Genomic DNA, 11,376 nt, shown 5'->3' with positions numbered 1-11,376 from the left:
CAAAATTGACAATGCCCAACAGGCCAAAGATAACCGCCAGCCCGAGGCTGAGCAAAGCGTAAAACGCGCCGTTGACCAGGCCCAGCATCAACTGGCCCAGAAAAGCTTGAAGGGGAATACCGAAAATATCCATGAAGGCCCGTTTGTTGATGCCTGAAATATTGAAAAAGCGGCCAACCGCACCCGCGACCAGCCGCCTTGTTGGTCAGCTTATTTCTTGTTCAGCGCACATTTGGATTCGGCCACCGTGGTAAAAGCCTGCTCACCCGGAATCTTGGCCACGGTCTTGTAGTAGTCCCATGGCACGGTCGATTCCTTGGGCGACTTGACCTGGAACAGGTACATGTCGTGGATCATGCGGCCGTCGGCACGGATCTGACCCTTGTTGTAGAAATCGTCGATCTTCATGCTCTTCAGGGTCGACATGACCTTGTCGGCGTCCGTGGTGCCGGCGGTCTGCACGGCCTTCAGGTAATTGGCTGCGGCGGAGTAGTCGGCGGCTTGTACGCTGGAAGGCATGCGCTTGTATTTGTCAAAGAAGCGCTTGGCAAATTTACGCGACGCATCGTCCTGGTTCCAGTACCAGCTGTCGGCCACTTGCAGGCCCTCGGTGTTGGCCAGGCCCAGGCTGTGGATTTCGTTGATGAACACCAGCAGCCCGATGGGCTTCATGGTCTTGAGGACGCCAAATTCCTTGGCCGACTTCATCGCGTTGCTGAAGTCACCGCCGGCATTGGCCAGGGCCAGAACCTGGGCTTTGGACGACTGCGCCTGCAGCAGAAAGGAGGAAAAGTCAGAGGCATTGAGCGGATGCCGCACGGCCCCCACCACCGTGCCACCGTTGGCCTTCACGATGGTGGACGCGTCTGCTTCCAGCGAATGGCCAAACGCATAATCGGCCGTCAGGAAAAACCAGCTTTTGCCGCCGGCCTTGACCAGAGCGGAGGCGCCCACCTTGGCCAGGGCCACGGTGTCGTAGGCGTAATGCACGGTGTAGGGGCTGCAGGCCTCATTGGTCAGACGGGCCGAGCCGGCGCCGATTGAAAAGAACGGGCGCTTTTTCTCTTCAGCAACTTTGGCCATGGCCAGCGAGGTGCCAGAATTGGTGCCGCCAACCAGCATCGACAGGCCCTCCTTGTCAATCCATTCGCGCGCTTTGGAGCTGGCGACATCGGCCTTGTTCTGGTGGTCGGCGGTCAGCACTTCAATCGGGCGGTTCAGCACCTTGCCGCCAAAATCCTGCGCTGCCCACTTGACCATTTCGCCGCCAGCCGGGCCGTCCAGGTCGGCGTAGACGCTGGACATGTCGGTGATGAAGCCGATCTTGACCGGGCCGGTGGTCTGTGCCGATGCTGCGGCGGCAAAGCCAATAGCCATGGCGGCAACGAGAGTCTTGAATTTCATGGTGTCTCCTGAGGGTTGGTTGTTGAGAAGCGGGGGAAATGGATTATTTTTGTTGGCAAAATAAATGTCAAACGCCCAGATAGTCCTGCAGCATGCCCATGTTTTGAGCCAACTCGTTTTGCGCGAACTGCTTGACGATGACACCGTGCTCCATCACGTAAAAACGATCGGCCAGCGGCGCCGCAAAGCGGAAGTTTTGTTCCACCAGCACGATGGTGTAACCCTTGGCTTTGAGCGTCAAAATCATCTCGGCCAGTTTTTGCACAATGACAGGCGCCAGACCTTCCGATATTTCATCGAGCAGCAGCAGCCGGGCACCGGTGCGCAGAATGCGCGCCACTGCCAGCATCTGCTGCTCGCCACCTGACAGGCGGGTTCCGGGGCTGGAAGCGCGCTCTTGCAGGTTGGGAAACATCGCGTAAATTTCGTCGACGCTCATGCCGCCCGGTGCCAGCGTGGGCGGCAACATCAGATTTTCTTCGGCTGTCAGGCTGGCAAAAATGCCACGCTCTTCCGGGCAGTAGCCAACACCCAAGTGGGCCACCTTGTGAGGTGCCATTTTGATGGTTTCGACGCCCTGGATATTGATAGCGCCCTTGCGGCTGCCGGTCAGGCCAACGATGGCGCGCAGGGTCGTGGTGCGCCCTGCACCATTGCGCCCCAGCAGCGTCACCACTTCGCCTTCGTTCACGGTCAAATTGACGCCATGCAGAATATGCGACTCGCCGTACCAGGCGTGCAGGTCTTCGATGCGAAGCAATTCCTTACTCATCAATGTGCACCCTGCAGTTCAGTGTTGACGGTGCCCATGTAGGCTTCGATCACCAGCGGATTCTTGGACACCTCGGCATACGGGCCGTCCGCGATAATGGCGCCACGCTGCAATACCGTGATGCGGTCGGCAATTTTTGACACCACATTCATGTTGTGCTCCACCATCAGGATGGTGCGCCCGGCAGACACTTTTTTGATCAGTTGCGTGACCCGGTCCACGTCTTCGTGACCCATGCCTTGTGTCGGCTCATCCAGTAGCATCAGCTCCGGCTCCAACGCCAGTGTCGTGGCCAGCTCCAGCGCGCGCTTGCGGCCATAGGGCAGATTGACGGTCATCTCATCGGCAAAATCCTGCAGATCAACCTCGGCCAGCAGTTGGCGAGCTCGCTCATGCAGATGCAACAACGTGCTTTCGGCTTTCCAGAAGTGAAACGAGGTGCCCAGATTGCGCTGCAGCGCGGCGCGCACGTTTTCCAGCACCGTCATGTGCGGAAACACGGCCGAAATCTGGAACGAGCGAACAATGCCGCGGCGCGCCGTTTCCGCTGGCTTCTCAAACGTGATGTCGGTGCCATTGAACAAGATGCTGCCGGTGGTCGGCTGTAAAAATTTGGTCAGCAAATTGAAAAAGGTGGTCTTACCGGCGCCGTTGGGACCAATCAACGCGTGAATGTGGCCACGCCGAACCTTCAGGTCCACATGGTTGACCGCCACGAAGCCCTTGAATTCTTTGGTCAGGCCACGGGTCTCAAGAATGAACTCCACTGACAAATTGATCTCCGGCTGTCTGGATGACAGTTGACAGACGCAGTGGTCCGCAACACGAACGTGCATGCTAACGAGTTGCACTGTGCCGCGTTAGCGGGTAAGCACTTAGGTAGTTTTACTGTCCGAACGACAGGACAAACAGCGTGGACCAGCATTGCGCCAAGTGCCATTGACCGCCCAGTCCACACTGCGACGCAGCGAGTTGCATTCTCTTCGCACTGGCACACGACAACTATTTGTGGAAATTTTATTTTGATAAATACATAATATTGGAATATTAAAGTTATTCACAAAATGTATGAAATATAAAATCAATTAAATTACATATATGGCTGCAAATTTCTTTTAAGTTCTCATACCATTACGCACTAATTTCTGGAGCAGTCTATGTGTGGCATCGTCGGCGCGGTATCAAACCGCAATATCGTTCCTATCCTGGTGCAGGGCCTGGCCCGGCTGGAGTACCGCGGTTATGACTCCTGCGGCGTGGCCGTCTATGCCAACGGTTTGCAGCGGGCCCGAAGCACCGCCCGCGTCGCCGAGCTGGCCGAGCAGGTCAGCGCCAGTCATCTGGAGGGCAGCACCGGCATTGCCCACACGCGCTGGGCCACACACGGCGCCCCGCTGGTTCACAACGCCCATCCGCACTTCAGCCACGGACCCGGCGCAGATGCGTTGAACCGCCCCGGGCGCATTGCGCTGGTGCACAACGGCATCATTGAAAACCACGACCAACTGCGCACCATGCTGCAGGCCAAAGGCTATGTGTTTCAGAGCCAGACCGACACCGAAGTCATCGCGCACCTGATCGACAGCCGCTATGACGGTGATTTGTTTGAAGCCGTCAGGGCCGCGTTGGAGCAGTTGCGCGGCGCCTACGCCATTGCCGTCTTCTGCAAGGATGAGCCACAGCGCCTGGTTGGCGCCCGCGCGGGCTCGCCGCTAATTCTGGGCGTGGGCCAAGGCAGCCAGGAGCACTTCTTGGCCAGCGACGCGATGGCACTGGCCGGCGTCACTGACCAGATCGTGTACCTGGAGGAAGGCGACATCGTCGACATCCAACTTGGCAAATATTGGCTGTTTGACAAACAAGGCAAGCCGGTCGCAGCGGCGCAGCGTCCGGTCAAAACCGTACACGCGCACAGCGGCGCGGCCGAGCTGGGACCGTATCGCCACTTCATGCAAAAAGAGATTTTTGAGCAGCCACGTGCCATTGCCGACACCTTGCAAGGCGTTGACGGCATCGTGCCCGAACTGTTTGACCAACAGATGAACCATGCGCCGGGCAGCAACGCGGCGCATGTTTTCAAAGAGATTGACTCGGTTTTGATTCTGGCCTGCGGCACCAGCTACTACAGTGGCTGCACCGCAAAGTACTGGCTGGAAAGCATCGCCAAAATCCCCACCCAGGTGGAAGTAGCGAGCGAATACCGCTACCGCGAGTCGGTGCCCAACCCACGCACACTGGTCGTCACCATCACCCAGTCCGGAGAAACAGCCGACACCTTGGCCGCTTTGCGCCACGCCCAAGGTCTGGGCATGACGCACACGCTGACCATCTGCAACGTCGCCACCAGCGCCATGGTGCGCGAATGCGAACTCACCTACATCACCCGCGCCGGGATCGAAATTGGTGTGGCGTCGACCAAGGCCTTCACCGCGCAACTGGCCGGTCTGTTCTTGCTGACGCTTGCGCTGGCGCAAGCCAAAGGGCGCTTGAGCGAGGCCGAAGAAGCGCGCCACCTTACAGCCATGCGCCATTTGCCCGCCGCCTTGCAAGCCGTGCTGGCACTGGAACCCCAGGTGATTGCCTGGTCCGAAGACTTTGCCAAAAAAGAAAACGCACTCTTTTTGGGCCGCGGCCTGCATTACCCCATTGCACTGGAAGGCGCGCTCAAACTCAAGGAAATCAGCTATATCCATGCCGAGGCCTACCCGGCCGGTGAGCTCAAGCACGGCCCGCTCGCCTTGGTGACCAGTGCCATGCCGGTGGTTACGGTGGCGCCCAACGATGCACTGCTGGAAAAACTCAAGAGCAATATGCACGAGGTCCGCGCGCGCGGTGGCGTGCTCTATGTGCTGGCCGACGCCGATAGCCACATTGAGTCGGGTGAAGGCATTCACGTCATTCGCATGCCCGAGCATTACGGCGAACTCTCGCCACTGCTGCATGTGGTGCCCTTGCAACTGCTGGCCTACCACACGGCGTGCGCCAGAGGCACCGATGTGGACAAGCCGCGCAATTTGGCCAAGAGTGTGACGGTGGAATAGGGATGGAAAAATTACTGTGTTGTTATTCCGAGCAATTAAAGTCGTACACAGGTTAATAAAGTCGTAAACACAGGCCTAGCATCCATGAGGGTTTGCGGGCTGTTGGATTTTGGAAACGATTTTTTAAAGTCGTAAACACGTCTTCAAACATGGGTGGCCACAGGCAGCAACGCTGCGGAAACAAGCATAGACCAACAGGGAAGTCCAATCGCATGCGTTTGATTGCCGGTCAGGAGTCGTTCGTGGTGGCCAGCAACGTGCCCATAAGAATCAGTGGCTAAAGTGAAGACCGGCCGTTGGCAATCACGGCATTGCAAGCCGAAGCTGTCGTTCATATTTTGGGTTCAGTTTTCAGAATTGTCCGGCTCCACTGCAGCGTAACCTGATGACCGCCAGTGTCGGCTACCGGGCAGACCAATTTGGTGATTTTGGAGGCAGGTCAACCGCTATTCACTGACTTCGGCAACGTGCCGTTTGCCCCCGGCAATGAAAAGATCGAGATGACGTTCATTTTCGAGTTGAGCGTGAGACAGCCGGCGTTCGAGATTGGATTTGAGACTGATGATGTGCTCGAAGTCAGCACAAGCCTGACCTACCATGTCTCTCTTCGACTACAAGGCATTTCAATGAGGCCTACTGTCGCGCGGTCCGCTTCGCTAACCCAGCCAGGTATGTCGTGTCAGCCAGCGTCCCAGCTCGTTGTCATTGGCTAGACCGAGTTTGGCAAACAGGCTGGCCCGATGCGTCTCGACCGAACGAGGACTGCAGGCCGGAACCAGCTTGCGGGCAATTTCCTTGTTCGACTGGCCCAGGCCAACCTGGCGCGCCACCTCGCGCTCGCGTGGCGTCAGATCGTGCCAGAGTGCCAGCGCATCGGCCCGCGCCTGCGCCTCGACCATTGCCAGTGGCAATTTCTCTAGCAACTGCTGCGTATCGGGCTTGACCACCCAGTCGAACGCACCCTGGCCCACCGCTTCCAACGCCATCGGAATGGTGCCGTGCCCTGAGAGAAACAGCACAACCAACGGGCTATGGCGCAGGCGCAGTTGTTCCAGAACCGCCAGGCCACTCATACCACCCATGCGCAGGTCTAGGATGACGCACCCGACCTGCCGCGCATCAATGGCCTGCAGAAAGGCTTCGCCCGATTCAAAGCCGCGTACCGCCATTCCCTGGGAAAACATCAGCAATAGCAGCGAGCGCCGCAGCGCCTCGTCGTCATCAACCACATAGAGAGTCAAGGCTGTATCGCTCATACGCTCAGCGCCAGGGTAAAGGTAAACACCGCACCGCCGCCGAGGCGGTTGGCCACTGTCAAGTGACCGCCGTGCGCCTCAACGAGGGTGCGACAGATGTTGAGTCCCAGGCCCAGGCCTTCAGGCTTGGTGCTGAAAAACGGTGTGAACACCTGCGCGAGCAAAGCCTCGGGTACGCCCGGGCCGGCGTCCCCGACCCGAATCTGGACGGTACGCCCGAGCAGCATCGTCTCGATGTCGATCACGCGCTCGGCCGCTGGCAGATCCTGCATCGCCTGCAGCGCATTCTGTAACAGATTGATCAGCACCTGCTCCAGCAGCACCCGGTTGCCGCGCACCGACGGCATATGCTCGGCCAGACGCTGCGTCACCGTGACCGCCTGACGCTCCAGTTCGGACTTGAGCAGAACCAGCGAATGCGCAATCACCGCATGCACATCACAGGCTTCGTAACTGCCACGGCGCGGATTGATGAACCCCCGCACGCGCTGCACGATCTCGCTGGCGCGCTGAGACTGCTCGACCATGTCGTCCAGCGCCGAGACCAGCACTTCCATCTGCGCCTGGCTGGCGATGTTGCGTGCGGCCAGGGCGAAGTTCGACAAGGCCATGAGCGGTTGATTGAGTTCATGCGCCAGCGTGGAGGCCATCTCGCCGACGCTGGCCAGGCGTGCGCTGCGCTGCAGTTGGAGCTCCTGGTCGTGTTGGCGGTCCTCAGCCTGTTTTTGCGCCGTGATGTCGACCACTGAACTCATCCAGCCCTGGTTCTGGCCCTGGGCGTCGATCAGGGGCGCGGTGTAAACCCGGGTGATCACGTCATGCCCGTCGCGATGGCGAATGCGCGATTCAAATCCGTAGGGCTGTGCCTCGGCCAACATGGAGCCCTCGCGATCGCGCCGGTATTTGTCCAACTCGTCCGGATGCCAATAGGGATAGGGTGGCGCGCAGCCCAGCAATTCATCGTCGCGGTAGCCGACCATGTCGCAAAAGGCACGGTTGACATAACTGATACGTCCCTGCGGGTCGCGTGCACGCATGCCCACCAGCAGCGCGTCTTCCATCGCCTTGCGGAAAGCCTGCGCCTGCTCCAGGTCATGCGTACGCTCCTGCACCCGGCGTTCCAGTTCAAGCTTGGCCTGACGCTGCTCGGAATAGCGGCGTTCGTGCAATTGCCAGTACAGGCCCGCCAGCAACAGCACCGCAGCCAGCAAAGCGGCCAGGACCAGCGCCTCGCGCCGGGCTTGCGTCACCCCCTTCAGATCGCTGGTGACGACCAGCGTCCAGCCCAGTTCGGGCAGCACGCTCTCCAGCGCCAGGAATGACCGCAACTGTCCCTTGACGACCGCGTGCAGCTCGTAAGCGGGCGAGCCTGTCGTGCGCAGCACGCGCCACGGCAGCAGGTCGTAACCCGTGCGCTCGCCGTATTGCCAGTTCTTGGCCAGCCAAGCCAGATCATCGGCAGAGAGGGGGGCGCGGCTTCTATACCGCCATTCGGGCTCAGAACTCAGGAAAACAATGCCGCGACTGTCCTGCAGCACGACCGGGTCGGCGCTGTTGGCCCAGGAGTGCTCTAGCGTATCGAGGCTGACCTTGATCACCATGACGCCAATCACCTCGTCGCCACTGCGCACCGGTTCGGAAATGAAAAAACCCGGCGTGCCGGTGGTCAGACCGACGCCGTAAAAATAGCTGTGCCGGCCCTGCAAGGCCTGCATGAAATAGGGGCGCTGGCGGTAGGACTGGCCAACAAAGCTGCCGGCGCTGTTCCAGTTGCTGGCGGCCAAAGTCAAGCCATCGACACTCATCACGAACAACGCCGCGGAATCGGTACGCGTCTGGAAATCGGCCAGATAGCGGTTCACCCGGTCGCGCAGCAAGGTGTCAGCAGGATGCCTCAGCAAGGCCTGCACATCCGGGTGGCGTGTTGCCGCATACGGCAGATAACCATGTTTTGCGGCAATGCCGCCCAGTCCCAGCACGGTCGACTGCGCTGCCTGTTGCAGGGCCTGTATGCGGATGTGCAGCTCGCGCTGTTCGGCCCACTGACCGACCAAAGCGATCACCACCCCAGTGACCAGCGCCAGCAGGCTCCAGCGCAACCAGCGCTGCCAGGATAGACGACGCAGCAAGGACAAGGACAGGGACAAGGATTTCACCGCAACCAAAGAATGAGCAGACATGACAACAGGGTCAACGATAGCGCAATCCGGCATCGTGCGGCACAGACCGCTGCGCTTCTGCGTATTTCTACGCAGGCGCAGGAGGCGAATCGCACGGATGCGCGAGCGGCACCGGTCTTCGATACTCATCAGAACAAAGGAGTTCTCTGATCATGAAGCAAGAGTCATCCATCCGGCCGGGTAGCGCTTTGCTGGCCATCGCCATTACGCTCGCCATCTGGTTCGTGGTTCCCGTTCCGCAGGACGTCACGCCGCCAGCCTGGCATCTGCTGGCCCTGTTCATCGGCACCATCGCCGCCATCATCGGCAAGGCCATGCCGATCGGCGCGCTGGCGTTGATCGCGATCGCGCTGGTGGCCATCACCGGCGTCACCAACAGCAAGCCGTCGGCAGCCATGACCGATGCCCTGAGTGGTTTTTCCAACACGCTGATCTGGCTGATCGGCCTGTCGATCATGATCTCGCGCGGCCTGATCAAGACCGGTCTGGGCGCGCGCATCGGTTATTTTTTCATACGCCTGTTCGGCAAGAAGACGCTGGGCATCGGCTACGCGCTGGGGCTTTCGGAACTGGTACTGGCACCGGTCACGCCCAGCAACACAGCGCGCGGCGGCGGCATCATGCATCCAATCATGCGTTCGATCGCGATCAGCTTCGACTCAACACCCGAACAGGGCACATCAAGCCGGATCGGACGTTATCTGGCCCTGGTCAACTACCACGCCAATCCGATCACCTCTGCCATGTTCATCACCGCCACCGCACCCAACCCATTGGTGGTTAAGTTCGTCGCCGAAGCCACCGGTGCGCAGATTTCCCTGAGCTGGAGCACCTGGGCCCTGGCCATGCTGCTGCCGGGCCTGGCGGCCATGCTGCTGATGCCGCTCGTGCTGTACTGGCTGTCACCTCCGGACATCAAGGACACGCCGCAAGCCTGCCAGTTCGCCCAGGAGCGACTGACAGAACTCGGCCCAATCAAGGCCAGTGAGAAAATCCTGCTGGCGGTATTCGCGCTGCTGCTGTTGCTGTGGGCTGGTGTGCCGGCGATGGTGCTGGGTGCTGGCTTTGAGGTGGACGCCACCGCGGCCGCGGCCTTGGGGTTGGCACTGTTGTTGGCCAGCGGCGTGCTGGACTGGGACGATGTGCTCAAGGAAAAGGGCGCCTGGGACACCATTACCTGGTTCTCGGCGCTGGTGATGATGGCCACATTCCTCAATAAACTCGGTCTGATCACCTGGTTCTCCAAGGCGGTACAAAGCGGCATTCTCAGCCTTGGCCTGGGTTGGGTCGGCGCCGTGGCATTGCTGATACTGGTCTACCTGTATTCGCACTATTTCTTTGCCAGCACCACCGCGCACATCACTGCTATGTTCGGCGCCTTCTTTGCGGCCGGCATCGCGCTGGGCGCACCGGCCATGCCGTTTGCACTGCTGCTGGCGGCGGTGTCATCGATCATGATGACGCTGACGCATTACGCCACCGGCACCTCACCCATCATCTTCGGTTCGGGCTATGTCTCGCTGGGTGAATGGTGGAAGATCGGGTTCGTGATGAGCCTGGTCAACCTGACGGTCTGGATCGTAGTCGGCGGTATCTGGTGGAAGGTGTTGGGATACTGGTGAGATCAAGGCCAACGGCTGGTTTGGAGCGATCAGTTCGAATAGCCGTTTCCCAGTCTGCAAGAACCGGCGATTTGAAATTTGGACAAATTTCCTGCTGTGATCAGGCAGAGACCGAGAGGAGTCAGTAGCCAAAGACCGCCCTCGGACAGAGCCAGCCAACTTTCTACGAAGCGGCCCGTCAAATTTAGAAGTCAGCAATGGAGCGCGGCGTATTTCGGTTGTGCAGCGGTGGACTAAACCGCTAGCGCGGTAAGGTGCTTCGGGACTTTGTTGGTGTTTGCGGCAGGGCGAGTCCGTGGCTATGTTGTGAATCGAGGCATTCCGCCTCGTTCACCACAGGAGCACAACCATGGAGTCATCAAGTCAAGCCGTCTCGCCACTACGTCAACGCATGATCGAGGACATGCGACCGCGCAAGCTGGCGCCCAAGACGCAATCCGCATACGTTCGAGCCGTGCGCAAGCTTGCGGGATTTATCGGCAGGTCGCCCGATACTGCCAGCGCAGAGGATTTGCGCCGCTTCCAGTTGCATATGGTTGATTTAGGAGCCTCGCCCATCACGCTCAACGCGACCATCGTTGGCTTGAATTTCTTCTTCAGTATCACGCTGGGCCGTGAAGAGGTCATGGCCAAGATGCAGTCGGTGCGCGTGCCGCGTCGACTGCCTGTGGTGTTGAGCAAGCAAGAGGTGGCCAGATTGCTTGCTGCAGTTGGGCATATCAAGCACCAGACAGCCCTTTCATTGGCCTACGGCACCGGGCTGCGAGTCGGCGAAGTGGTCGCGCTCAAAGTGAGCGACATTGACAGTCAACGCATGACGCTGCGCGTGGAACAAGGCAAGGGACGCAAGGATCGCTACGCCATGCTCTCACCCGTACTGCTGGAGCGGCTGCGTTGCTGGTGGCGTGTGGCACGTGCACAAGGCAAGATGCTCGACGGTGGCTGGCTGTTTCCGGGGCTCAATCCCATCGAGTCGCTGGGCACGCGCCAACTCAATCGAGCCAAATAACCATCCCCCGGCAAAGCCGGGGGTTTTCAAAATTGTGAGCCGCTCAAAGCGGCTAAACGGGGTCGCTAACGCGGCCCCAACTCTTGGCGCCA

The 11,376-nt window shown here is 59.4% G+C and carries 7 protein-coding genes and 2 pseudogenes; 3 read left to right on the top strand and 6 right to left on the bottom strand.

The window, feature by feature from the left end; all coding sequences use genetic code 11:
* From WA157_RS05900 to WA157_RS05885, 4 genes and pseudogenes are all read right to left on the bottom strand, one after another.
* A pseudogene (locus tag WA157_RS05900) lies at nt 1-133 on the bottom strand (branched-chain amino acid ABC transporter permease); the annotation flags it as partial.
* A 77-nt stretch (nt 134-210) separates the two neighbouring features.
* Nucleotides 211-1,404 carry an ABC transporter substrate-binding protein gene (locus tag WA157_RS05895; protein WP_422620082.1) on the bottom strand — a complete coding sequence of 398 codons (1,194 nt, stop codon included), beginning with the start codon at nt 1,402-1,404 and terminating at the stop codon, nt 211-213.
* A gap of 67 nt (nt 1,405-1,471) precedes the next feature.
* The gene (locus WA157_RS05890) at nt 1,472-2,176 is read right to left on the bottom strand and encodes an ABC transporter ATP-binding protein (RefSeq protein WP_422620081.1); all 705 of its coding nucleotides are present in this window, start codon (nt 2,174-2,176) and stop codon (nt 1,472-1,474) included.
* Nucleotides 2,176-2,949, bottom strand: a complete 774-nt coding sequence (locus WA157_RS05885) for an ABC transporter ATP-binding protein (protein ID WP_422620083.1) — start codon at nt 2,947-2,949, stop codon at nt 2,176-2,178. The genes WA157_RS05890 and WA157_RS05885 overlap by 1 nt, the downstream gene beginning before the upstream one ends.
* A 384-nt stretch (nt 2,950-3,333) precedes the next feature.
* On the opposite strand from WA157_RS05885, the gene glmS reads away from it, so the two are divergent.
* On the top strand, nt 3,334-5,217 hold the full coding sequence (gene glmS / locus WA157_RS05880) for a glutamine--fructose-6-phosphate transaminase (isomerizing) (RefSeq protein WP_422620080.1): 1,884 nt from the start codon (nt 3,334-3,336) through the stop codon (nt 5,215-5,217).
* 656 nt (nt 5,218-5,873) lie between these two features.
* Here the strand turns inward: glmS and WA157_RS05875 are convergent.
* Together WA157_RS05875 and WA157_RS05870 are read right to left on the bottom strand one after the other, a co-directional pair.
* Nucleotides 5,874-6,473 (bottom strand): response regulator transcription factor, encoded by a 600-nt coding sequence (locus WA157_RS05875; protein ID WP_422620079.1) that lies wholly within the window; start codon nt 6,471-6,473, stop codon nt 5,874-5,876.
* Nucleotides 6,470-8,653: a sensor histidine kinase gene (locus WA157_RS05870; RefSeq protein ID WP_422620078.1), complete on the bottom strand. Its 2,184-nt coding sequence runs from the start codon at nt 8,651-8,653 to the stop codon at nt 6,470-6,472. Before WA157_RS05870 ends, WA157_RS05875 begins: the two co-directional genes overlap by 4 nt.
* A gap of 152 nt (nt 8,654-8,805) precedes the next feature.
* Between WA157_RS05870 and WA157_RS05865 the strand changes: the two genes are divergently transcribed.
* Together WA157_RS05865 and WA157_RS05860 are read left to right on the top strand one after the other, a co-directional pair.
* Complete coding sequence (locus WA157_RS05865; RefSeq protein WP_422620077.1) at nt 8,806-10,275, top strand: DASS family sodium-coupled anion symporter; 1,470 nt, start codon at nt 8,806-8,808, stop codon at nt 10,273-10,275.
* A gap of 349 nt (nt 10,276-10,624) precedes the next feature.
* Nucleotides 10,625-11,278: pseudogene (locus tag WA157_RS05860) on the top strand (tyrosine-type recombinase/integrase); the annotation flags it as partial.
* Nucleotides 11,279-11,376 lie beyond the last annotated feature (98 nt).

This window comes from Rhodoferax ferrireducens (assembly GCF_049302455.1).
In the GTDB taxonomy this organism is placed as follows: domain Bacteria; phylum Pseudomonadota; class Gammaproteobacteria; order Burkholderiales; family Burkholderiaceae_C; genus Rhodoferax; species Rhodoferax ferrireducens_B.
The sequence above is the reverse complement of the archived record's forward strand: the minus strand, read 5'-3'. Positions and strand labels throughout refer to the sequence as shown.

Coding starts and splice junctions, on each gene's coding strand:
- WA157_RS05865 (WP_422620077.1), top strand. CDS start 8,806: ATGAAGCAAGAGTCATCCATCCGGCCGGGTAGCGCTTTGCTGGCCATC.
- WA157_RS05870 (WP_422620078.1), bottom strand. CDS start 8,653: ATGTCTGCTCATTCTTTGGTTGCGGTGAAATCCTTGTCCCTGTCCTTG.
- WA157_RS05890 (WP_422620081.1), bottom strand. CDS start 2,176: ATGAGTAAGGAATTGCTTCGCATCGAAGACCTGCACGCCTGGTACGGC.
- glmS (WP_422620080.1), top strand. CDS start 3,334: ATGTGTGGCATCGTCGGCGCGGTATCAAACCGCAATATCGTTCCTATC.
- WA157_RS05895 (WP_422620082.1), bottom strand. CDS start 1,404: ATGAAATTCAAGACTCTCGTTGCCGCCATGGCTATTGGCTTTGCCGCC.
- WA157_RS05875 (WP_422620079.1), bottom strand. CDS start 6,473: ATGAGCGATACAGCCTTGACTCTCTATGTGGTTGATGACGACGAGGCG.